The following is a 23,713-nucleotide window of genomic DNA, read 5'->3' as shown; positions in this document are numbered from 1 at the left end:
TGACATCCGTCTACATGGCTATATGTCTAAAATCCTTTAAACAACAAAAAAACTGAACTATTTCAATTTTGAGGGTGGCAGGTAAAGACTGTTTTTCGGAATCGTCAATAAAAACGATCCCGGTGAAATACAGATTTACCCGGCTCTTGCCTAGCTTCATGCGCATCCCCTTACCACCTCTTTACATTCCGGTCCTGAAGCGGATGCGCCGCTGGATTTACGAATCTCTCTACGAGAGCCAGGATGAAGCGCTAGTGGCCATGAAAAGCCACGCTTTCCTCTTTTTTCCCAGAAATTACGGACATGCGAAGGGCATTTTCCTGAAACTTGTCGAGATGGGAGCCTTGAAGCGGGCGAAGGGGCAGCTAAAGAAAATCGAAAAAAACTTCAAAGGATTGCTCGGAGAGGTCGAGTTGGCCTATCTCTACGAGCATCTGAGCGTCCATTATCGCGGCGTTCGATCCCTGTGCGCAATTGAGGATTTGTATCGGGATCGTCTGAAGAGGGAACCGGAATGCATGTGGGCAAGGCGAGAGCTTGCCGGCGTCCATTTCCGGTTGGGGGATGTCCCCGGCGCGATTGCCGTCGTAACAGAGCAACGTTTGCTCCGCGATCACCTGGCAGGCCGCCTTGGGTACGATACGGAACGGACTCGTTATTTCGGATCGTTCTACACTCTGGCGATCGGACACATTGCTCTTTTGGGTTTCTATGCCCAGCAGCAAGAACTTCAAGGCCCCGAAGGAAGACGAAATCGGCTTGCGATTGACCCGAAGCGCGTCGCGAACGCATGCTTGCTCAGTTACGTGGAGCCCTTTTTCGATCTCGTTACCGAGGAGGAAACGGAGTTGCAGGAGGTGATCGCCGCCCTGGAAGATCCGCACCTGCTCTTGCACGGCGGCGGGAATCGTTGGGATTTTTTCTATGATGGCTTACCGCAAATAGGCAGGGAGTGGGAAAGGCGAGGGAATGGCCCCTTCCTAACCCTGCGTGAAGAACATACGAAGGACGGGGAAAAGCGGCTGAGGGAAATGGGGCTTCCGGAAGGCGCTTGGTTCGTCGTTCTCCATGTGAGGGAAACACGGCTGGGGGAAGTCCGCAATGCGAAGGTCGCCGATTATCTGCCGGCCATTCGGGAGATCACCCGGCGGGGGGGATGGGTCATCCGGATGGGAGATCGAACCATGACTCCCTTGCCGCCGATGGAACAAGTGTTGGATTACGCTCACGATACCCGCAAATCGGACAGCCTCGATATTTTCCTTTTGGGTGCATGTCGTTTTTTCCTGGGAACGAATTCGGGGCCGTCTATTGCAGCCAAGCTTTTCGGGAAGAGGATTGTGTTCACCAATTTTGCGCCACTCTTCTGCAATGCCTTTGGAACGCCCGATACGTGGATTCCCATTCTTTTTCGAGACACAAAAGATCAACGCCTCCTGACGTTGCGCGAGATGGCCCACTCCCCCTTGGTCTACGCAGAATATCCAGCTGCCATTCCCGGATATTCCGTTGAAGTTGTTCCCAATACTCCCGAAGAGATCTTCGACGCGGTCGTCGAAATGTTTGGTGTTTTGGAGAGCGAACAGGAAACTTTTTCGGTCGGGCTTTCCGAAAGGATTCGATTTGATGCTCTGTGCCGCGAGCTGGGAATCAACCTCCACGCTCCTCCCTCCTCACGATTTCTTGCGCGGCACGCAAAATGGTTGGACTAATGAATGGAGCCTGCCCATCTTCCCTTTCTCTTTTTTAGAGAGGAAACTTACTCTTAACGAAAAATCGTTCGATGAAACTTTCCGATTATGTCGTTGATTTCCTAGCTCGCAAAGGGGTGACGCTGGTTTTTGGAATGTCGGGAGGAGCATTGGTGCATCTCTTTGATTCCACGGCACGACGAGAGGGCATCGATTATGTCTGCTCCCAGCATGAGCAGAGTGCCGCAATGTCGGCCGATGGCTATGCCCGCGTGACGGGACGACTCGGCGTCGCGATGACAACGAGCGGCCCCGGGGCGACGAATCTTCTGACTGGAACATGCTGCTCCTACTACGACTCGGTGCCGACCCTCATGCTCACGGGACAGGTGGCCACCCACCGGCTCAAGGGAAATCGACCCATTCGACAGTTTGGTTTCCAGGAAACGGACATCCTCTCGATCTTCGGAACGGTAACCAAGCTCGCCGTTCAGATCCGCGATCCGAAAACGATCCGTTATCATTTGGAAAAAGCCTACTACACGGCCTTCGAGGGAAGACCGGGGCCTGTCTTGATCGATCTTCCTGACGATCTCCAACGGGCCGAAGTCGATCCCGAAACCCTCGAAGGTTTTACTCCGCCCGAGACGTTTTTGGCCGTTTCGAGCAAAGATTTGGAGGAACTGCGGAGCGATCTGGAAAAAGCGGAACGCCCCCTCCTTATCCTGGGGGGCGGCCTTTCAACACCGAGAGTCGGTCCGGAATTACTTCAGCTCATCGAACGGATCGGCGTGCCGGTGCTGGTGACTTGGGCGGGGCTCGACCTCATTCCCCGCGCACATCCGTTGTGGGTGGGGCCGTTCGGGGTTTATGCCCCCAGGGTGGGAAATTACGCGGTGCAGAATGCCGACTTCCTTCTCGCGATCGGCACCCGCCTCTCGCAGAACGTGACAGGAGGCATTCTTTCGGCGTTCGCGCCCGGGGCGAAAATCACCATGGTCGATGCCGATGCCGGGGAAATGGATAAATTCGACGGCCGAGGCATCGTGATCTCCCAGCGCATCCAGGCCAGAGCCGGAGATTTCCTGCGCGATGCCGGGACCTTTTTCAAGGCATGGTCGTCGCCCGGCTGGAATGCCTGGCGGGAAAAAATCGTCCATTGGCGACAAGTCTTGCCACACGATCGTCCCGCGCCTCCGGCCTCTGGGACGGGATATGTTGACGCCTATCGCTTTATTGAGTCGCTTTCCTCCGTCGTTCCCGAAGGGGAAGCCCTTTTCGTCGACACGGGGGGAAACCTGACGTGGACCTGCAACGGGTTTGAGGTGCGTTCCGGGCAGCGGCTCATTTCGGCGTGGAATAATACGCCGATGGGGTACTCCCTTCCCGCAGCCATCGGAGCGGCGGCTTTCGATCCCACGCGTCCCGTGACATGCATCATCGGTGACGGCGGATTGATGATCTGTCTCGGCGAACTGGCGACCGTGGTGAAGCATCGTCTGCCGATTCGCGTCATTCTTTTCAATAATCACGGGCATGGCATCCAAAAACAGACGCTGGAGACGTGGCTCGAAGGGCGTTATGAGGGAGTGCACCCCGAATCGGGACTCGCGTTCCCCGAATTCCCCGAGGTAGCCAAGGCCTTTGGCTTCCAGGTCGTGACCATCTCCGACTCGATCGACATGGAGGAGCAACTTCGTGGGGCGTATGCCACGAAGGGACCGGTTTTCATCAACGTCGAGATCAATCCGAGTCAAAAACTTTACCCGGTCTTGAAGTTCGGCGCCGCGCTCGAAAATCAGCTTCCCGCAATGAGCCCTGAAGCGATCGCGAACGAGATGATCCTTCCTCCCAATAGAATTGCCAGCCAACCTCACAGTACGGGGACACCGGGGGTCTAGTTAGACCCAGCGGGTGTTTCTTCTTGCTACAAGTCAATAGTCCTACTTACCTTCTCCTCTTTACTTATCTTGTATGAAACAATCCCCTGCGCTCGATGCCTTGCTCAATAGCTTGCAGACGGTTCCCGCTTTTCATGCCTCCACCACGCCACTTTACTCTTTCTATAAGACGGTCGCACTGGCCGAGACAAAACCTCTGTTTAGCGAAGGTCAATCGGAGTCGGTCTCTTTTGGACCTTTTGGAGAGATTTTCCTACCCTATTTCAAAATGGGGGCTATTGACACAGTCGATCTCTTCGGTCTCGATGAACTGATCATCTTCGCCTACTACTGGGCTAATCGCGCCCGCTACAAAAAGGCTCTCGATATCGGGGCCAACATGGGGCTCCACTCGATCCTTCTCGATCGTTGCGGCATTGCGACGACGGCATTCGAGCCCGATCCGATTCACTTCAAGAAACTGATTTCCAATTTGAAGTTGAATCAGGCGACGCAGGTGACGCCTATCGAAAAGGCTATATCGACGCAATCGGGAGAGACTGAATTCATCCGCGTGAAAGGGAACACCACCAGCAGCCACATTGCCGGCGCGAAAGAAAATCCCTATGGCGAACTGGATCGTTTCCCGGTGAAGATCGAGGCTATCGCCGCGATCATCGAAGGGATCGACCTGATCAAGATGGATGCCGAGGGACACGAAAAAGAAATCCTCCTCGGCATCCCCCCAGCGGCTTGGGACCGTCTTGACGCGCTGGTCGAAATCAACGACGTGGCAAATGCCCATGCGGTATTTGACCATTTCCAACGGCTGGGAGTCCACCTGTTCGCCCAAAAATTGAACTGGGCTCCCGTAACCACTGCCGCAGAGATGCCGATTGGCCATCGCGGCGGCACTCTCTGCATCACGCGCAAACCCCACTTGAACTGGGAGTAATCGGGAGTCGAGGTTATTTCTTTTTCGGACGCATCCGGGAGAGATCGAAAGCCGAGGGTGCGGTGCGAGGAGCCCCGCCTTCTCTTAGGGTGCGGACTATTCCACGCCCCATCTTGAAAGTGCGTAGGAGAGGTTCCAAGAGGAAACCCAAGTAGCGGCCGCTTAACAGGCGCCACCGCCGCGGGTCGGTCAGGAGATGTCGAGCCATGGGATAGCCGAGAAGCGCAAGGAGACCGCTTTGGGCGAACGCCTCCCGTACCGGACGCGAAGAAGGAAGAAGGAGGTAATCGATCAAGGCGACGAGGGACTCATCGTGTTGTGCTTTCTGACGAGTGCCGGTTCCGGAATAAGAACTGGCGTGCGTCCGCATGACGGCAAGCGGTTGCGCCACCCAGCAAATCCCATGACGGAATGCCAATTCATAAAGGGCGAGCCAATCGCAGTGCCACCGCAGTTTTTCCCGATACCCGCCAATCTTAAGAAGAGCGTCAGTCCGAAAGAGGCTCGCATGCCCGGCGAGATCGAGGCATCCCCGCCGAGCGTAGACGAGGCACTCTTCGGGAGAGAGATAGGTGTTGTGTTGCGGCATCTGGAGTCCCCCCACGTATTGTTCCTCGGTCTCCTCGTCCCACCAAACGGCTTGACCGCAACAAAGAGGGGCATAGGGATGGGCTTCCAGAAGAGACATTGCTTGCTCAAAGAATCCCGGAAGGACGAGATCGTCGCTCGACGCACTGTAGAGGTAATCGCTCCGCGTTTGGCTTAAGAGCGAAGTGGCGTTGGCCAGCACCCCCCGATTCGTTGGATTCCTCGAACCCTGGATCAGGGGATAGCGTTGCCGAAGAGCTTCGATTAACGGCCACGTACCATCGCTGGAGGCGTCGTCGACGAGAAGAAACTCGTCGGGAAGGCGGGATTGGGTAAGAATAGCCTCGACCATAGCCTCTAGATATCGGGCATGGTTATAGACCGGAGTGAGAACGGAGAGGGATGACATGTCTATCGGGCTGTGAAGGATTACTGAAGCAAATCGCAGTGGCGCTCAAGAAATGCTCTGCCAATACGAGGGCCTTGATAGCCGCCTTGAGAGAGGCTTATTTCGACAAAACGGGCAAAACGTCTTTCGTCTGCCTCGTCTTCAACCCATTTCCCATCGAGGCGATCGAGCATCTCTTCGGTAATTTCTCGAATTTCTTCGGGAGTATTTTCTTCGATAGAGAGATCATTCTTTTGCAGGGCGTACTCCGATTCCATATGCCCAAGGGGGTAGCGCAGGACACGGGAGAACGGGATTTTTTGGCGGGATGCCTTGTCCTTTAAAATTTTGAAACAGATCAAATTATTATCGTTTCCCGGCCTTTCTCCATAGGGACTCCAATTCACATAGACACACGGAACCCCGAAAATGGGGGGGACGCAAGATATGCCCGAATCGGATCCAACAAAGAAACGACCAGCTCCGAGAAGGAACACATCCATCCAGTCGCTTTTCATGTCCGATAGGGCATAATCAATGACTCCACGCATGGGGGGAAGGGGGGTCATCGTCGAATTGCCCAGGCGCACGATCCAGCCTCCGCGGTCGATGATTGCCTGCATCGCTAGAAGATAGTGCGCAGGATCGCTATTCCTCAGGGATCGGGTCTGGAGGGTGTCCTCGCTCCGAAATCCTGCTTGGCGGATGTGAAGGGCGACAAACCACGCGTTCCTTGGCATGCCGATTTTTTCGAGCGCAGCCCATCCCTTGCGGACATGATTGTCCTTAAGCTTCAAGAGAGAGAGGAGACCCCGTTTTTTCCATTCCTCGTGTGCAAGGGCTCGAGCATGGGAGTAAGACAGCACGCTGCCATCAAGCAGGGATGTGCCCATGATGGAAAGTTCGAGGAGGCTGAAGGCGCTCTTTCTGCGCCGGAATTCGGATTCATCGATAATAACATCGATGTGATCACGCCAGTAATCGAGAAAGCAAGGATTTGAAACGGCGGAAACATCTTTCAGAAGAAGGACCGGTTTGATCGTATTCTGGATGCAACCGATTTTTTGGAGCTTGAGATAATTGTCGATGAAAGTGATATGACCTATATTGCGCACCCAATCGACACCCAAGTACCTGATGAAGTGCCTTTTGCCATAAAGACATTGGCGAAATTTTTCCTTGGTTTGCTCGATTTTCAAACAAAATGCCAAAGCCTCATCGCGGTGGCATTCCAAGACGAATTCATGCGCCTTGTTCTCCAAAGCAGCGATGAATCGGGTTGCCCGTTGTCGGCAGAAAAATCGCGTTATAAAGCGGGGCAGGGACACCTCCATGAGGCGAAGGATGCCGGCATGCCGCGATGCCCCCAGAGTCATGGGGGTGCAGGATTTGAAGGCGAGGGTCAGTTCCTGCTCCAAATCGGGAGGCAACTCGGGATGACTGTGCCAGATTTCAAAAAGAAACAACACCAGGGGAGCATAACTGGGAGTGAGTCGGAGTGCCTTGCGAGTGTAGGAAAGCGCCTGGGCAAAGTTTCCATTTTGGAGATGGAGAGCGGCAATTTTGCGAAGAGGCTCGACCCATCGCGGCTGGAGTGCCGCAGCGATGCGAAACTGTCTGAGGGCGATGAAAACGTCACCTTCTTTGACGCTTTGATTGGCTGCGCAATGATATCGATACGCGGAAACGAAGAACGGCTTTTTTCTCCGCCATCGTCCATGGACTAGATACTTGATCCAATAAAACATTCTTCGAGATAGAGGGAGAATCGCGTGAGGCAGAGTACTAAAAATCGATCATCGCATGGATAACCTCGCCGGAGCGCATGCGGGCGATGCCTTCGTTGACTTCTTCGAGGCGAAAGCGATGGGAGACAAAACCGGAAGGATCGAAGATCCCGCCTTCGATCATCCGCAGGTAGCGGGGAATGTCGATCGAGGGCTGGCTGGCACCGCCGTGAGAACCAGTCAAGAGCTTGCCAAAATGGAGAGGAAGGGTATTCAAGGCGAGCTTTCGATCAAAGCGCATGACGCCGAAAATGACGCAACGGCCCTTGGAGGCAGTGAGACCAAATGCCTTCTCGAGCACCTCGGGATTGCCTGTTCCGTCGATGACGACGTCGGGAGAGCGGCCTTTGAGGATTTCCCGAACGGCCGCCGTGAAATCAATTCCGCCGGAAACATCGATCACGTGAGTGGCTCCATAGCGGTGGGCGACCTCCAGCTTGTGCGCGTGGAGATCGACCGCGACGATGGGATAGGCCCCGGCCAGCTTGGCACCGAGGATGGCACCCAGCCCGATGCCACCGGCACCGACAATGACAACCGATTCGCCGATTTTGACCTGGGCATCATTCGTCACCACGCCGAAGCCGGTGGTGAGCGTATCGGCCAGGAGCGCCGCGATATCGAAGGAAACCCAGGAAGGAATCGGGGTGAGGCGGTTTTCCGAAACGACGGCGTAGCGGTTGAAGGTAGTGACATAGCCGCCGTTGGTCTTGACACCGTTCCAGTCGTAGACAGGGGCGCGAGATTGGATACCGACGCCCTCCCGCCAATGGAGGACAACGTGATCGCCAGGTTTCACATGCGTCACCTCCGGCCCGATTTCGAGGACGACGCCTCCGCCCTCGTGCCCAAGGAGATGGGGCAGGTAACGGTCAGGACCTTTGACTCCGTCGATTTCGCCTATTTGGGAGCCGCAAATGCGGCTGACCTTGAGCTCGACCAAAACATGTCCGTAACTGAGGGAAGGAAGCGTAACTTCGTCGAGGATGAGAGGTTTTTGCTGCTCAACGAGAATGGCGGCAGGCGTTTTCATGGAACATGAAGAAGGGGTGTTTTTGAGGTCGCTTCAAAATTAGTTCGGAAAGGGTGCAAAGGAGACAGAGAAAAGGGAGACCGTGATTTCGTCCGCCCCCCCTAGGCCATGAACCACCCGCTGTCTCCGGTGTAGCCGACTTCGGCGAAGAGCGCGTGCCAATCGGAAACGGACATATAGGTTTCGGCCGTCAAAATCCAATCGAGGAGACGTTGATGCTCTTCTTCAGTATTCCAGGCATCGACGGTGATGTAGGCGTGGCCACGACTCACACGCTCGATTTCTCGGAGCGATTGCTTGCACTTTTCCAGAGGCAGATTATGGATCGAGTTGATGGAGACCACGAGATCAAAGGAATTGTCCGCGTAGGGGAGGTTTTCAGCGGAGCCGATGTCGATGAATTCGCCCATGCCGTCGTGGGCGTTTTCCTTCGCGTAGACGGAAACGTCGAGACCTCGGACGGTGGCTTCTGAGAGAACCTGCTTGAAATCGCTCATCAAAAAGCCCTTGGCGCAGCCAACGTCGAGGATGCGGGCATTCGAGGGGAGATGGTAGTGATCGACCATACGGCGCGCGACGGGGAGCCACCGCCCATCGTAGCGGTACCCGCCATAGCCGTGCTTTCGTTCGCCGTCGAAAAAATTACGGTCGAAACGCTTGGCTATTTCCCGATCGGCGTCCGTCTTTTGCTCCGCACGGGCGGCGAGATTGCGTTTGGTTTGGGGCAGGGTGTCGAGGAGATTGATATCGGCCATGAAAATAAGGCGTTGGGGCTTGAATAGTGAATGAATTAGGCCACCGTCGGCTTTTCGCCGGTATGCATGAAGTGTTCGTAGTGGGCCGCCACGACTTTGGGAGGACCTTCGATGACGGAGACGCCTTGGTCGATCCAGACAGCGTGGGTCGCCAATCCCGCAATCATGTGGGGATCATGGGAGATCAGGACGACGGAGAGGTCCGATTGGATTTTATCCAGGAGGATTTTGGACGATTTTTCGGCAAAACGGATATCGCCGACCCCCATCACTTCATCGAGAAGGAGGATATCCGGATTGACTTCCATGGCGGTGGCAAACGCCAGGCGGGCCCCCATTCCCGAGGAGTAGGTATAAAAGGGTTGATCGATGAAGGAGCCGAGTTCGGAGAACTCGATGATCCGATCCATTCGCTTTTCGATCGTTCGACGATGCAGCCCGAAGAGCATGCCGCTCAGGATGGCGTTTTCCCTGCCAGTCAGGACGCCTTCAAAACCCAGACCCAAGCTGAGGAGAGAGATACGCATGCCGTGCTTGCGGTAGACCGTTCCCCGATCCTGCTCGATGATGCCGGCGAGAAGGCGCATGAGCGTGCTTTTACCCGATCCGTTCGATCCGATGACACCCAGCGTCTGTCCCTTGTGGAGGCGAAACGAAACATCTTTCAACGCCCAGTGCTCCCGTTTGCCCTCAATGGGCCTTTTCAGGTTGTACTTGAGCCCAACGTGATCCAATTCAATCAGGACTTCGGACATGGGGGGAGAAGGATTCACGGTGATTACATCGGCAGCTTGGTAATTTTCCGATCAACATGTTTTAGGAAAGCGACACCCAAGACACACGCGATAAGGGGGAGGATCATGGCTTTGCCGAGAATATCCCAACGAGGCCAATGGCCGTCGACGAGGATAGTGCGAAACGCTTCAATCATCGCTGCAATGGGATTGAGATAGAACCACGGCTCGATGCTGTCAGGAATGCGTTCCCTTCCATAGAAGACGCCGGACAACCACATTAGGACCCCCAAGACCGTGCTCAAAACCGTCTTTCCGTCCTGAAAATAGGGAATAAGGCCGGCCAAAGGCATGCTCACGAAAACGATGATCGTATATTGGATCAGGAAAAGAAACGGCAATGCCAGATAGGCCCAAGAAATTGGCGCGTGGTGCCACCAGAGCAGGGGCAGCAAAACCAAAAGGGAGAAGAGGAATTTCCAGGAAACATTGGTGATCGAGATGAATGGAAAAAGGGCCTTTGGAAGCCATATTTGCTGCATGAGTCCGCTATGGGCAAGAATACTGTTGGCCCCCGCCTGGATTCCGCCGGAAAACCACCCGTAAACGGCCATGCCTATATACAGGAAAACGACGAAATTTTCGGTCCTGTTCTTGAGAATATAGACAAAGATGAAGTAGAAAACGGCCGTATTGATGACCGGTTCGAGAACCCACCAAATGCACCCGAGATAAGTCTTGTCGATTTCCGACTTGAGATTGGCGTAGGTCTTGTAAAGGACGATGTTGAGGTACAAGAAAAACGGGATCAAGTAGCGACTGCGAAATGAGAGGGTGGATTTCAGAGCAATTCTCCTTCGAGTGAAAAAGTGAGGACCAAGGTCTTGCCGCGCAATTCAATACACCTCTCTCTCGGTGAGAGTGCGTAACTTTGGCATGAAATGAATCGGATCAAGAATTCAGCCTACCAAGGTGAGGAGTGGTTTCAAGCTCTTGACGTAAAAACCCGAAGTTTCAACCGTCCGGCTAGCTCCAATGAGCGGGAAACTCAAAAGGAGCGCATTTTTCCACCATTAACATGGAAGATCGACCCCGTGATCCATGAGGCTTCTTCAGAAGCAAGAAAGGCGGCTGTATTGGCAATGTCATTTCCCGAGCCGATTTGTCCCAGGGGGATTTTCGCCATCTCTTGCCGTTCGATTATGGCGGCGGTTTTTTCGAGCGAAACACCTCGACTCTCGGAAAGCCGACGGATGTTTTCCTCCCAAGACTCGCTGTAAACAGTGCCCGGACAAATGGCGTTCACCAGGATTTTTTCGGGGGCAAGGTAGTTGGCGAGATACTTCGTCAAATTGAGCATGGCGGCCTTCGTCGTCGTATAGTGAGGATTATAGGCTCCCGGCTCCACGGCGGAAATCGAGGAGATGTTGAGAATCCTGCGGCGTGGCGATTGGCGCAGGTGAGGAAGGACTGCTCGCGTGAAAAAGACGGAGCTCATGACGTTGAGCTCAAAAGTATTTTTCCAATCGTCGTCCGTCGCTTCTTCGAAATTCGCATAACGCGACGGACCGCCAACATTATTGATCAAGACATCGACGCCTCCGGCCTGAGCGGCGAAGTGACTGACCATTTGCTGGACGGACGCCCCATCGGTTGCGTCACCTGGAAGGGCAAAAGCCGTGCCTCCTTCTCGGCCAATGTCTACGATGATTTCATTTAGGAGCCCTTGGCGGCGTCCGCTCAGGCCGACAGCGGCACCGAGGCATGCGAATTTTCGGGCAATCGCCAGGCCGATTCCGGCGCTGGCCCCCGTAACGAGGACGCGGACGCCTTCGTATGATCTATTCATGACGCAAGGATGGAATTCCGATGCTCGTCATAGGCATGGAGAAGGGCCCATTGCTCCACCTGGCTTGAGCCGCCATCCACAGAGAGGCATTGTCCGGTGACAAATCGAGATTGGGGGGAAGCAAGGAAAAGGACGGCTTGGGCGACATCATCGGCAGACCCCACTCCCCGCAAGGGATGGGCAAACTCAGCAATGCCGCGATAAGCAGCGTTCCCATCTTCGGCATAGCGGCTTTGGTATTCGTCTTGAACGATGAATCCGGGGGCGACGGCATTGACACGAATTTTGGAAGGGCCGGCATTTACCGCAAGATAGCGCGTCATTTGCAACACCCCCGCCTTGGCGATGTGATAGGCCGGGGCTTCGTGACTGCTGAGCATGGCGGTTACAGAGGCAATGTTGATGATGGAGCCTCCTCCGTGAGCGGGCATGCGGCGAATAGCCTCTTGAGCGACAAAAAAAGCGGCGCGCAGAGAAACGGAAAAAAGTTCGTCCCAAGTTTCAGGCGTTTCCGTTAGCATGCTAGTGCGTTTGCCCGCACGAGCGTTGTTCACCAAAATATCAAGACGTCCCCGGTTTTTGTAGACACCCTCGATGAGTTGGATCGGGGACTCCTTTCGACTCAGGTCGATCTCCATCATGGAACAGGAGACGCCGAGGACGGCAAGTTCCGCCACCGCATTCAACGCGGCTTCGCTATTGTTATCGCAGATCACGACATGGGCACCGTGCCGTCCAAGACAGCGCGCAATATTCAGGCCAATGCCCCGAGCGGAACCCGTTACTACGGCGACGTTTTCCGCGAGGGTTTTGGAGGGATTTTGATTCATTGCCACAGACTTTGAAAGAGGAGTTCGAGGAGGTGAGCATCCTCAAAAACTCGATACATATTTTGATGAGGGGAGGCGAAGGGGGGACGATTGAAATGCTTGTATTCGCGGAGCATTTCTTCCACGTGATGGTGGGGATTCTTGAAAATAAGATAGGGTTTTGATCCACATAAAGCCATGTTGCAAGGTCCCGTCGCCATGCCCAAAAAGGCATCAGCCGCTCGAATCACTGCGAGATCTCTTCCCAAATTGAGTCCGTATTCTGCCAAGACGACGACGTTGGAAAGCGTCGAAAACGAGACGGGAAGGGATTCGTTTCCCACGAGAACGAATAAAAAGGGGTGCCCTACATAGCGTTGAAAAAAGGCCCCCCAAGCGTGGAAATCGGCATTGCTGAGAGGATCTTGAAAACTATTTTTTAAGTGGACGGCGATGATTTTACGATCCCGATCCTGCTTTGTGAGCACGGCTTGAGCTTGTCCGGCACAGAATTGGGTCGGATTCAACCAAGGAGGCGTGGAAAGAGAAGGCAACAGAGAGGCAAGATAGTCAATTCGACCATCACCAAGGTAGGCATCATCCAAGGGCCATCCGAAACCCGACAGATCCAAGGGTCGGGAGCCCTTTTCTTCGGTGATTTCAATGCAAACCCGATCGAATCCAGCAAAATAAAAGGGAAGCCGTAGGAGGCTTCCAAAGGGAAAATCGCTTTCCTGGCATAATCCCCCAGCTTCCCCACATGCCAAGGTCAAGGGGGCTTCTCGCAACCAAAATTCGTTACTGCCACGAAAAACGATTTTCTCAATAGAGGCGGAGCAGTTTTGTGCGAAAGCCACCGTTTCTTGAAGAAACAGAAGGCCGCCTCCCAGGGAGAATCGCGAGCGATTCAAATTCCAAAAACCGGAGATAGGCTTCATGATCAATCCTTTCTACTCGCCAAAATAACTTCGGCCTTGGCCTCCATCGATGGGGATGATGGAACCAACGCAGAACGAGGCATGTTCGGAGCAGAAAAAGGCAACGGCTTTGGCGATCTCGTCCGGTTGGCCAAGACGGCCGATGGCCATCCTTTGCTCAAGATATTTTTCGAGGTGTCCAGAATTGACCGTGTCCCAGTAGCCGTTTTTGGTCCAAACTGCCCCGGGCAAAATAGCCACCACGATGACACCATCTTTGGCCACCATTCGACCCATGCTTCGCGTGTAGGCGTTCAAAGCGGCTTTGGCGGCGCAATAGGGAATCGGCCCATGACTTTCCATAGACGAGATCGAGGAGACATGAATAACACGTCCCCACTTTCGTTCCTTCATGAGGGGCAGATAGTGGTGATTGAGTTCGATGGAGACATCGAAATTCAGGCGAAACACCTTTTTCCAATCAGCGATCTTACAGAAGGGATCAGTAATATCGAGAGTCCCTCCCACGTTATGGATCAGGATGTCAAAAACAGGCCACCCAGCCGAACTCAGGCTGTGAATGAGGCGGGGAATGCTATCTTCGGAAGCCAAATCTTGTACGAGACCGATATGGCGCACGCCCAAGGGCTGGAGTTCTTCGCGTAAAGAATCCATGTCTTGGGCGCTCCTGGCGACGAATGCAACATGGACTCCCTCCTCGGCCAGGGCCAAGGCAATGGCTCTTCCGAGACCGCGGCTTGCTCCGGTGATCAATGCGGTTTTATGTCTGATGTTGAGATCCATATCGGTGTGTGTCTCGTGGCATTCGGTTGGGCAAAGGATTACCGCAAAAGAGATTCGTAGCGACGTAAAAATGCTCCGCCGACGCGGGCGGCTCCATAAGATTGTTGGGTGCGGGCGATTGTTTGAAAACGCTGCTGCCGTTCATCGGCCTGCGTGTCCTCAAAAGCACGGCCTTCCAGGAAATCGAGCATCTCTTCGGCCACCTCGGTGATTTCTTCGGGAGAATTGTCGATGATGCGATATGCCCTTTTCTTGAAAAGGAGATGCGATTCCCAGTACCCGACTGGCGGTCCGAGAAGCTCTTGAAAAAGCAGATTTTCGCCAGTGGTTTCGTTTTGGATTAATTTGGGGATCCAGAGATTTTTGCTTTTCCATGGACGCATAGCGCACGGGATCCAATTAGTTAGCACGCAAGGGACGTCGAAGAGATCTGGAATAACTGAGATTCCAGAATCGACCCCCATGAAGAAGCGGCATTCAGCGCAAAGAAAGAGATCCATCCAGTCCGATTTCATCCCAGAATGAGGATAATCAATGATCAAGCCGTAGAGCTCTTTCGGAAGCTCCCTTCCGTCGCCAAGCCATATGACATGCCCACCGCGGCTTCGGATAAGGCGAATGGCTTTCTCATACGTTTCGATATCGGCGTTGCGGACGCTGACTGAATCGGGCTCGTTATAGTAAATACCCGTGCGGACATGCAATGTGACGAACCAGGATTCCCCCTTTTTGATTCCCCAAGAGGCTAAATTATCCCACCCCCGGCTCTGATGATTGTGGTCCAATTCAAAGAGTCTGGGCAGCTTCGCATCCTCCCATTCCCGATTGACTCGATCAAGCATCTCGTGCAGCAAAATGCAAGAACCGTCCTTCAGGCTGAAAAAATTCACATATTGCTGAGTGTAAGGAAGAATATCCCTAAGGTTGTTGATAAAGCCAGGATCGGTGACGACTGAAATGTGAGGCTCCAGATAAGGAATGAGCGCGGGACAGGCTATTTGGGAAGATGATGCCAGCAGGACATGGTTTTTATCCTCAATAAAATCGAGTTTTCTCAGTTTAATCAATCCGTCCAGCAAGCCCAGATGACCGATCCGGGTGGCCCACTGATCGGCAGCAAGGAAAGTGAGATCGAGCTTATCCAATTGGCGCTCTTCCTTTTTTTGTGCCATTTCCTTTTGAGCATTGCGAAACGCTTCCCGGGCCTTGGAGAAGTGGCCGAGCATGAAATAGTTGCACCCCATTTTGTAATATAGAGGAGCCTTAAAAGGGCTGTTTTCAAGAACCAGAGGAAAGCATTTCTCCATTTCATCGGTTCTTCCAAAGTAAATCGCTATATCGCCGCAGAAGACTAGCTTGTCGTCTCGTGGATTTTCATCGCATTCCTTCTTGAGCAACACCAAGCCCTGCTCGATTTTCGGCGCATTGTCCTGGGAAAGGAAAAAAAGAATCGCGCTTGAGAGTGAATCAAAGCCCGGGCTCTCAGAATCAAGGATGTAAGAGTACCATCGTTCCGCCTCCTTCAGCTGCTTGCCCTCCAAGCAACGATCGCCCAAAGCCTTGGCCTCATGTGGAGAAATCACGCTTGAATGTCGAGGTCGCCGAAATTTGGGAAAACAGGAAGCAATCCAGGTCTTCAATTGATTGAAAAACAGGTCAACCATCGTGTCTTCTTAACTTAAATTTATTGAGGTCTTGGGAAAGCTCGAAAATCAGCCGGTCTCCACCATCGCGCCATGCGTCATGTACGATAGAAAAATTGCGACCACCAGTGAGCGCTCTTTTTTGAGAGAGCGCCCACTTAATGCATTGATGGATATCGTCAAAAGAAGTTCCCTTGGCACCCTTTTGCAGGAACTGGAGAGTCCGCTCATAATTATCCCCCGAAGAACACCTGGCATGGAGGGTTTGATTATGTATTTTTGTCTTCACCCAGCCCGTTCCGAAGATGGCGACGTGGAGATCGGGACATTCGTCGTCCAGCAACTCGCACATTTTCAGGAGCAAAATTTTTCCCGCGCAATAGGAAGAATAGTTTGTGAACGCATTATTGATACCCCCACCCACGAAAAATACGGCTTTGGCGATTTCCGACTTCTTACGCAAGGGGTAGATCGCGTGAAGGATGCGCAGTTGCCGGACTGAATTGATCAAAATCGAGTCTTCCCACGCGTCGGGATTGGAATTTAAAAAAGGGGCGATCGGGGAGAGCTGTCCGGCACTGCTGATGAAGGTCGTCCATTTCCACCCCAATTCTTTGTAAGCAGCGGCAAAACATGCGATCGAAGGCTTGGATTTGAGATCGCATCGAAAAAGAGCCACATCTTTCCGGCCCTTGAACAGATCGAGATTCGATTTTCCTCGATAGGTTCCAACTACTCGCCATCCCTCGGCCAGATAACGCAGTGCAAGCTGGGCGCCGATGTCGCTCGATATGGACAGGATAAGCAGGGTCGGTTTCTGGGGGGATGCCATGACGAGGATAGATAGGGATCTATTGAGGTAGGTTAGCGTAAGTATTTCCTAGCCTGCAATATCCCAATATCCGAGCTTTTTCTGTGATGTCCATATGGCACTACCCCAACGCTAAATCGCCATCGTCTTCAGGCCTGATAACATAGCAAACAGAGAATTTTCTCCCTCCGAGTATCGGTCGAGATCGGCAGCAATTGCTCACAACGTCTCGCCATACCGTAAAAATCTTGGTTTCCCACACGTTCACAGAGTTCCCGATCGGTTTAGAATTTTGTAGGCTATCGCATCACTGTCGGGGGGGAGAGCGTTATGGGTCGAAATTTAAAGGATGCGGTTTCTGACTGAAATCGAGAATCTGAGGATGCCTTTGCAAGAAGCAGTCGCCAAGAACGCCCAGCCCCATGCTACCGTTGGCTTCAGCAATATCTTGGAATTTTTGCTGCCGAGTCGTCCTTTTTGAGGATGTCCCTCCGAAATTTTCGAGTAGATCGAGCATCTCCACCGTTACCTCAAGGATCTCTTCGGAAGAGTTGGCCATCAATTCGATATCCGCCGCACGAAGATGGGCGGGAGATTCCAGAATATCGACGGGCTCTTGCAGCATTTCCTCAAGTGTCAGAAAACGGTTTTCCTTGATGTTCCGCATGAGCTTAGGAATAAAAATCTGGTTTGAATACCAAGGTCTGGCTCGAAGGGGGTGCCAATCGACAAGCACGGTGGGGACGCCAAAAATCGCGGAAGCGAGCCCCAGTTCGGAATTACCGCCGATGTAGCATCGGCAATGAGCGCAGAGAAAAACGTCCATTTCGGAGGATTTTACTCGATTAAAATTATAATCTATTAAATGATCCGAATCCGCGTAGGCTGGCATTCTTGAATCCCCGAACCGAATAATCCACCCTCCGCGTCGCCGCACCTCATCGATGATTTTTTGATCGGATTGGACGACATTATTCCGAGAGCCGCCCTCCCCTTCCTTCGGGAAATTCTCCTCGCGAATATGAAGGCAGACGTACCATGCGTTTTCTGGAAGACCCATCCGCTTCAATTTTTCGATGCCTATGGCACGATCCATCTCGCTCAATTGCAGAAGGGGTTTGTTCCCTTGCTTTTCCCAGAGGATTTGGGCGCGAGCCGCAGCATCAACGATGGATCTGATCTCACCGCCGGTTTCAATGACGTGAAAGGGCTCCCGTAGGAGAAGGCTCGGGGCCTGAAGCGAGAGTATGGATCGGGGATCTTGAATCCATTTGATGTGTTTTGAAAAATAGCCGAGAAGATGAGGATTCGAGATATCCTGAACTCGTTCAACAAGAATCGAGTTTTGATTGTCCCGCAATCCGAGCAATCCCATCTTGACGTAAGAATCCAACAAACCGATGAGCCCAATGCGTTGAACCCAGGGACTGTTGGAAAGAATTTTGACGTCCAGCCTATCGGCACCCACGTGACGAGCGATGGCACCTTGAACGGCCAAACCGGTCGCCCAACAGGCGGTTGCTTTTTGGAGGCTTCCACCGAGATATAAGGCGTTGCCGAGTTGATTATACAGGGAGAGAAAATCAGATTCCTTCGCGAGCCAACGGCTTTTTATTGCTTCCCATTGGGTTGCGGAAATCCCTTGGGCGACCGCGAAAAAGGGGGTGCTTCCGGAACGCGAATCGCCAAGACCCCATTTACGAAGTGTCTCTACGAAGTAGTGCGCCGCAACCGGAAAATGGCCGCGTCGGACATGATACTGAGCAAGCTGCTGGAACTCCTGGGCTGAGAGAAAAGAGGGCACCCACTTAGCCAACAAGGTATAATACCTTCTTCGTAGATAAAAAGCCCGGAGAAGAAGGTTCAGAAAAATAAAGCGTGGCGCGGGATTCGCCTTTTTCCAGGCACGATATTTGGCGAGATTCTGGAGGCTTTTTTCCGACAGTAAGCCGGGGGCGAGAACACCGCATGCCTTGATATAAGTCCAGTAGCAGACGCTTTTTAAAAAAGGAGGTAGCAAGTTCATGCGTCGAAAACGAAAAATTCGATGAATAGATGGCTGAGCACTACATGGATGCCGTGGGATTTCTGAACAGGCCAATAATAACGATATCGCTCAAGAGACATCCACAAAACCTTCCCGCCATATAGAGTAGTATTTTATTGCAATTCGTCTCTACATTAAGGACTGCCACTATCCATTTTTAACAAGAAGCCGATGTCTCTCAAGAAAAGCCGTCGAGACTTTCTCCAAGCCAAAATATCCGTTTGGATCGATTTGTTCGTTAAAACGGCGCTGCAAATCGGGATCCTGTCGAACAGAGGATGGATCGAGCATCTCCAATACGGCATCGAGGATCTCGTCCTCCGTATTATCGATCAATTGGATGCCAAGCTCCTGAAGAGTGGCCGTGTTCTCGAGATACGCAAGCGGAGGCCGGATCATTTCACTTAATGGAACATGTCCTCCGCTCAGTTTTGTCATCAATTTCGGCATGTAAGTACAGCAGGCGTACCAAGGCCTTACTGTCAGCGGATAGCAGTTCGTGACCAGGATTGGCGTACCGAATATGGCCGCTACGCAGCAGGGGCCGCTATTGGTGCATAGAAAAAAGCGCGATTTGACCGGAAGAAATACATCGAGTGCCTGCGATTTATCGGGTGAAAAAGCATAATCAATGACCCTTTCCATCCTCGGTAAAGGTTTCATCAGGGGATCTCCCAACCGAATGACCCAGCCCCCCATTTCGGTTATCTTTTTAATCGCTTTGATATAGGTTTCTATATTGGAATTCCGGGCATCCCTTCCTTTTCCATCACCATGAAATCCGCCCTCGCGCACATGCAACGCTACATACCAATCGCTGGATTTAAGCCCGCTTTTCGCAAGGTAGTCTCTTCCGGTTGATTCATGCTCCGAACTGAGTGTGAGCAAGGGAGGATGCCCTTTGGCCAGCCATTCTCGTTCCATCTTGCCGCATAAGAAAAAAGGAGTATCGGCTTCGCCGTTGGTCAACTCCAGACGGCCAAGTTTCTTCTTGAGGAGACGGTATTTTGAATAAAATTCCCGCGCTTCTTCCGTATGCACATGCATGGGAAGATATTTCTCCCAGTAGCGAAGCAATTCTTTGTTCGCGACGGGAGCTTCCGGCTCGATCACGATCTCCAGTGTTTTTTCGGGCAACAATCCCAATATCTTAGCTTTTACAAAAATATCGATATGGGCGATATGTCCGATTCGGACGGTCCAATCATGATCGAGAATTGCCAAGTCATCTAAAGGCAACCCGAAATATTTCGCATACGATCTCCGAATCAGATGCTCGATCTTCCACTGCGCTGAGGCCTCTTGCATGTGCCCCGCAACAAATGATTTCGATGCTTCGGCCTCGATATGACCGATCAGTTCCATAGCGGATAGTTCTGGCAGCGACGGAAATGCGGAGGACTGAAGAATTTCCGATGGCGTATAATTTATTTTTTTATGAAAAAGATCTCTTACCGCTGATGATTCCTTCTTGTTCCCAATTGCCGTAAGGCAATCCGCCAGCCTCGGATAGGCCGGATAGAATTCGGGATCGATTCCAATACTGTTTTTGTATAACCAAATCGCGTTGTCGTATTTCTTATGAGATTGAAAATATTTTCCTAGCGACCAAGACATTTTTCGCGTCAACAAAGACGGCACCATCCAAAAAATGAATCTGCTTATGCCTGTATAAATGGTCATATTTTTGAAATCCTTAATTTGATGACTGCCTTGCTGAGCGTCTTCGCATCTACACACTGTCGAGAATCCATATTTAGCCTCAAACTTAACGCACTAAAAAGGATGTGAGGCATTAACAGAGAGATCGTCAAGATCTATAGCGCGGAGCGAAGTGTAGGCTGCATATCCAAGACTGGGCCTCCCGATCAACATGATGAAGATGTTTCAGGCCCCAAAAACCGCTTCCAAAGGGGTTCTCGTTTATAACGTAAGCCGAACGGTTTCAAGATGTCGATGATGCGGCTTGCTACAAACATACGAAGAAATGATCGAGAGCTTCTCCCGGCTCCCAACCTCTTCACCTCCTCGATGTCTTCTGGCCCGAGCTCCTCGTTGTGACCCCCTCTCTATTCTGGCGGGCTGAAGAAGTCCGAGCCGGCTTCCTAGGAAGCCACGTAGCTCTGATCGACGCCATGCCGCTTCCAGCTCCAGAGAAGCGGAACATGCAAACAACCGAACGACGCGCAATGCGATTCTCAGAGAAAATTGAAACACTGCCTGACTACCCGGGAAGCAATGACGCTTTAGCTAGAGCTCGATGCGACTCTAGGGCTTAGGATATCAGGAAGCTCGGGAGTATGGAGCTTTTAAAACACGATTTAAAGCCGCCGAAAATCCACTTGTACTCTGTAAAAGGCTGCTAAGATGGCCTTTGAAAGGAACGCATGACCCATTTGGGGTGCTGATGCGTAACCTCTTGAAATCCAAGTAGGATAAGAGGGGAGACGGCAGAGAAAATTGGAGCGGGTGAAGGGGTTCGAACCCGCTTGAATGGTGGCTCCAGCGCTTTCCAGGCTTCTCGACCATTGATATTCAAGGGTTCCTCGGACGCAGATATTTCCGGGTCGTCTGGAGTTCTCAAAAATCTTTCAGATTTGTTTCACATCTCGGCGAGGCTCAGCATGCGGATTCCCAAAAATCGATACCGATTCAACGCTCGTCCGTCTTCCGACGCCAAACGCGCGGGCTGGTCCCGAGGCGGGCGCGGAAGGCGCGGTGAAGGCTCGATACCGATTCAAAGCCCGTCTCAAGGCTGATTTCGAGGACCGACTGCGTCGTCCCCCGCAGCAGGGCCGCCGCCATCCGGACACGGAGGTCGTGGAGGTAGGCCAGCGGGGAACAGCCCATCCCCGCCCGGAAGACGCGGCGAAACTGCGGCTCGCTCAGACCGCAACGCTTCGCCAGGGCGCTCATCCGCAGAGGCTCGGCGTAGTCGCAGGCCATCTTCTGCAGGGCGGGGGCGAGGCGCGCATAATCAGGCGGGAGACCGAGGCCCCGCTTGCCTCCGCCTCGCGAATGAGAGCCGAGCCGCCCGGCCCGCACCAGGATCTCCAGCACAAGCGCGCGCAGGAGAACCGACCGGCCCGGCGACCTGGATGACAATTCCGTCACCAGACGATCGACCGCGCACGCGAGTTCCGGATGCCGGAGGGCCGAGAAGACATCGGGAAAATCGGGGCCGTGGAAGGCGGCGGTATCGAGCCAGAGGGGATCGACGGAGCCCGGCGCGGCCAGGCGGGCCGGATCAAGGTAGATCCACGACCATCGGCTCCGGGTCCCCGGCGCGCTCCGCGCCAGATGGGGCTCGCCGGGAGCGATGACCACCGCATCTCCGGCTTCGAAGGTCCGGACCTTGTCGGAAATCATGAAAATGCCGTGGCCCGAGTGGCAGAATCCCAACTCGAGGCAGCGATGGAAGTGGAGAAAGGTGATGGGACGGTCGCTGAGCTCGTCCCGGGCGTGGAGATGGATCGGCTCCCGCGCCTCGAGGGGAATGGGGAAAAATTCGATCTGAAGCGGTAATGATCGTTTCTGCTTCATTTTTGCCGATTATTGCAACGAATAACGCGACAACAATCCCCAATATCGAACTCATGTCCGGCTGGGCCCCCCTCAAAAAACTCGTCGAAGAAGAATTCTCCCAATCCCTCGAGGAAGGAAAGGAGCGGGTGGCGGTGGAGGCACTCCGCGCCGCGTGGAAGGAAACCGAAGACGAGGAGACGCTGTGCGCCATTCACGGCCGCCTCCTCGCCCTCCCGATCCGTCCCGACTTTCCGTTCACCGAACCGGACGACCTCGCGGCGATCCGCGCCCTCCGTTCGGGAGAGGTTTCCCGCCTCGCGCCGATTCCCGACGATGCCGTCCTTCTCGACAAGCTCCACGGCGCGTGGCTCGGCCGGTGCGCCGGCTGCGCCCTCGGCAAGCCGGTGGAGATACTGGGGCTGGGTGAGAAATTGGAATCGGGCGGCGAACCCGATCTCGGACTTCAATCGTGGCAGCGGATCAAGGGCTACCTGACCTCCATTTCTGCCGACGAATGGCCCCTCCGGGACTATTTCCCCGCGAGCTCGCCCGTCGGGAAAGCCAGCTGTCTCCCCTCCACCCGTGAGCACATCGCCTTCATGGAATCGGACGACGACATCCGCTACACCGTCTTGGGCCAGCGCATTCTGCTGGAACGGGGGCGTGACTTCGGTTCCGCCCACGTCGCCGGTTTCTGGCTCAACCATCTCCCCTACAGCCACGTCTGCACTGCCGAGACCCAGGCCTACCGGAACATGGTTCTCCGCTACGATTCCTTCCGAAACATCCCCGATATCCCTCGGGGACGGATCCTCGATGCCGAAACCGACTGGAGCTGGATCGCCCACCACCTGAATCCCTACCGCGAATGGATCGGCGCCCAGATCCGCGTCGATTCCTACGGCTACGCCGCCCCGGGCGATCCCCGGCTCGCCGCGGAGTTCGCCTGGCGCGACGCCCGGATCAGCCACGTGAAGAACGGGCTCTACGGCGCGATGTTCTGCGCGGCGATGATCGCCGCCGCCTTCGCCACCGACGACGTCCGCGCCATCGTCGCGGCGGGTCTGGGCGAGATTCCCCGCACATCCCGCCTCCACGCGGAACTTCTCCAGGTCGTCGCGATCTGCGACCGCCACGGAAACGACTTCGCCCGTTTCGAGGAGGTCTTCGCCGAGGTCCACTCGTTGCTGGGCCACTACCATGCCGTCCATACCAACAACAATGCGGCCCTCTGCGTCGTCGCCCTCCTGCTGGGCGGGGGCGATTTCCACCGGGGCATCACCCTGGCCGTCATGGGCGGCTGGGACACCGATTGCAACGGGGCCACTGTGGGCTCCGTGGTGGGGGCGCTCTGCGGGGCCCGCCGGGCTCCTTCGCACTGGATCGACCGACTGAATGACACCCTCCGCTCCGCGATCATCGGCTACGACCCGGTCTCCATCGCCGAATGCGCCCGACGCAGCCTCGACGTCGTCCACCTCCTGGGCTGATCCCTTC

General features: G+C 53.8%; 19 protein-coding genes. 4 read left to right on the top strand and 15 right to left on the bottom strand.

Annotation, left to right across the window (positions count from 1 at the left end):
- The first annotated feature begins 122 nt into the window (after nt 1-122).
- The 3 genes from BLU04_RS04820 (at nt 123) to BLU04_RS04810 (ending at nt 4,526) form a co-directional block, all read left to right on the top strand.
- On the top strand, nt 123-1,712 hold the full coding sequence (locus BLU04_RS04820; RefSeq protein WP_162274637.1) for a TIGR04372 family glycosyltransferase: 1,590 nt from the start codon (nt 123-125) through the stop codon (nt 1,710-1,712).
- A 71-nt stretch (nt 1,713-1,783) separates the two neighbouring features.
- Nucleotides 1,784-3,592 (top strand): thiamine pyrophosphate-binding protein, encoded by a 1,809-nt coding sequence (locus BLU04_RS04815; RefSeq protein WP_093282906.1) that lies wholly within the window; start codon nt 1,784-1,786, stop codon nt 3,590-3,592.
- Nucleotides 3,593-3,665: 73 nt separating this feature from the next.
- The gene (locus BLU04_RS04810; RefSeq protein WP_093282904.1) at nt 3,666-4,526 is read left to right on the top strand and encodes an FkbM family methyltransferase; all 861 of its coding nucleotides are present in this window, start codon (nt 3,666-3,668) and stop codon (nt 4,524-4,526) included.
- A gap of 13 nt (nt 4,527-4,539) precedes the next feature.
- Here BLU04_RS04810 and BLU04_RS04805 read toward each other — a convergent pair whose 3' ends face one another.
- The 15 genes from BLU04_RS04805 to BLU04_RS04740 form a co-directional block, all read right to left on the bottom strand.
- On the bottom strand, nt 4,540-5,523 hold the full coding sequence (locus BLU04_RS04805; RefSeq protein WP_093282901.1) for a glycosyltransferase family A protein: 984 nt from the start codon (nt 5,521-5,523) through the stop codon (nt 4,540-4,542).
- Nucleotides 5,524-5,543: 20 nt separating this feature from the next.
- Nucleotides 5,544-7,250 (bottom strand): TIGR04372 family glycosyltransferase, encoded by a 1,707-nt coding sequence (locus tag BLU04_RS04800; protein ID WP_093282898.1) that lies wholly within the window; start codon nt 7,248-7,250, stop codon nt 5,544-5,546.
- Between the two features lie 37 nt (nt 7,251-7,287).
- On the bottom strand, nt 7,288-8,322 hold the full coding sequence (locus tag BLU04_RS04795; protein ID WP_093282894.1) for a zinc-binding dehydrogenase: 1,035 nt from the start codon (nt 8,320-8,322) through the stop codon (nt 7,288-7,290).
- A 101-nt stretch (nt 8,323-8,423) separates the two neighbouring features.
- The gene (locus tag BLU04_RS04790) at nt 8,424-9,077 is read right to left on the bottom strand and encodes a class I SAM-dependent methyltransferase (protein WP_093282891.1); all 654 of its coding nucleotides are present in this window, start codon (nt 9,075-9,077) and stop codon (nt 8,424-8,426) included.
- Between the two features lie 35 nt (nt 9,078-9,112).
- Nucleotides 9,113-9,832 carry an ATP-binding cassette domain-containing protein gene (locus BLU04_RS04785; protein WP_093282888.1) on the bottom strand — a complete coding sequence of 240 codons (720 nt, stop codon included), beginning with the start codon at nt 9,830-9,832 and terminating at the stop codon, nt 9,113-9,115.
- A 23-nt stretch (nt 9,833-9,855) separates the two neighbouring features.
- Nucleotides 9,856-10,608 carry an ABC transporter permease gene (locus tag BLU04_RS04780; RefSeq protein WP_157895131.1) on the bottom strand — a complete coding sequence of 251 codons (753 nt, stop codon included), beginning with the start codon at nt 10,606-10,608 and terminating at the stop codon, nt 9,856-9,858.
- Nucleotides 10,609-10,859: 251 nt separating this feature from the next.
- The gene (locus tag BLU04_RS04775; protein ID WP_093282882.1) at nt 10,860-11,660 is read right to left on the bottom strand and encodes an SDR family oxidoreductase; all 801 of its coding nucleotides are present in this window, start codon (nt 11,658-11,660) and stop codon (nt 10,860-10,862) included.
- Entirely contained in the window at nt 11,657-12,490 is an 834-nt protein-coding gene (locus tag BLU04_RS04770; protein ID WP_093282879.1) for an SDR family NAD(P)-dependent oxidoreductase, read from the bottom strand. Before BLU04_RS04770 ends, BLU04_RS04775 begins: the two co-directional genes overlap by 4 nt.
- Nucleotides 12,487-13,407, bottom strand: coding sequence for a hypothetical protein (locus BLU04_RS16310; RefSeq protein ID WP_157895130.1), 921 nt, complete (start codon nt 13,405-13,407; stop codon nt 12,487-12,489). Before BLU04_RS16310 ends, BLU04_RS04770 begins: the two co-directional genes overlap by 4 nt.
- Nucleotides 13,408-13,419: 12 nt before the next feature.
- Nucleotides 13,420-14,190: an SDR family oxidoreductase gene (locus tag BLU04_RS04765; protein WP_093282877.1), complete on the bottom strand. Its 771-nt coding sequence runs from the start codon at nt 14,188-14,190 to the stop codon at nt 13,420-13,422.
- A 38-nt stretch (nt 14,191-14,228) separates the two neighbouring features.
- Nucleotides 14,229-15,854, bottom strand: coding sequence for a TIGR04372 family glycosyltransferase (locus BLU04_RS04760; protein ID WP_093282874.1), 1,626 nt, complete (start codon nt 15,852-15,854; stop codon nt 14,229-14,231).
- A complete protein-coding gene (locus BLU04_RS04755) occupies nt 15,847-16,665 on the bottom strand; it encodes an SDR family oxidoreductase (protein ID WP_093282872.1) in 819 nt (272 codons plus the stop codon). The genes BLU04_RS04760 and BLU04_RS04755 overlap by 8 nt, the downstream gene beginning before the upstream one ends.
- 307 nt (nt 16,666-16,972) lie before the next feature.
- Nucleotides 16,973-18,670 (bottom strand): TIGR04372 family glycosyltransferase, encoded by a 1,698-nt coding sequence (locus BLU04_RS04750; protein WP_093282870.1) that lies wholly within the window; start codon nt 18,668-18,670, stop codon nt 16,973-16,975.
- 168 nt (nt 18,671-18,838) lie between these two features.
- Complete coding sequence (locus tag BLU04_RS04745; RefSeq protein ID WP_093282867.1) at nt 18,839-20,374, bottom strand: TIGR04372 family glycosyltransferase; 1,536 nt, start codon at nt 20,372-20,374, stop codon at nt 18,839-18,841.
- A 969-nt stretch (nt 20,375-21,343) separates the two neighbouring features.
- Nucleotides 21,344-22,234 carry an AraC family transcriptional regulator gene (locus BLU04_RS04740; RefSeq protein WP_093282864.1) on the bottom strand — a complete coding sequence of 297 codons (891 nt, stop codon included), beginning with the start codon at nt 22,232-22,234 and terminating at the stop codon, nt 21,344-21,346.
- A gap of 53 nt (nt 22,235-22,287) precedes the next feature.
- On the opposite strand from BLU04_RS04740, the gene BLU04_RS04735 reads away from it, so the two are divergent.
- Complete coding sequence (locus BLU04_RS04735; protein ID WP_093282862.1) at nt 22,288-23,706, top strand: ADP-ribosylglycohydrolase family protein; 1,419 nt, start codon at nt 22,288-22,290, stop codon at nt 23,704-23,706.
- Nucleotides 23,707-23,713: the final 7 nt, after the last annotated feature.

Origin of the sequence: Verrucomicrobium sp. GAS474 (genome assembly GCF_900105685.1) — a bacterium.
Lineage (GTDB): Bacteria > Verrucomicrobiota > Verrucomicrobiia > Methylacidiphilales > GAS474 > GAS474.
Note: the sequence above shows the minus strand (reverse complement) of the source record. Positions and strands in the feature narration are given on the sequence as shown.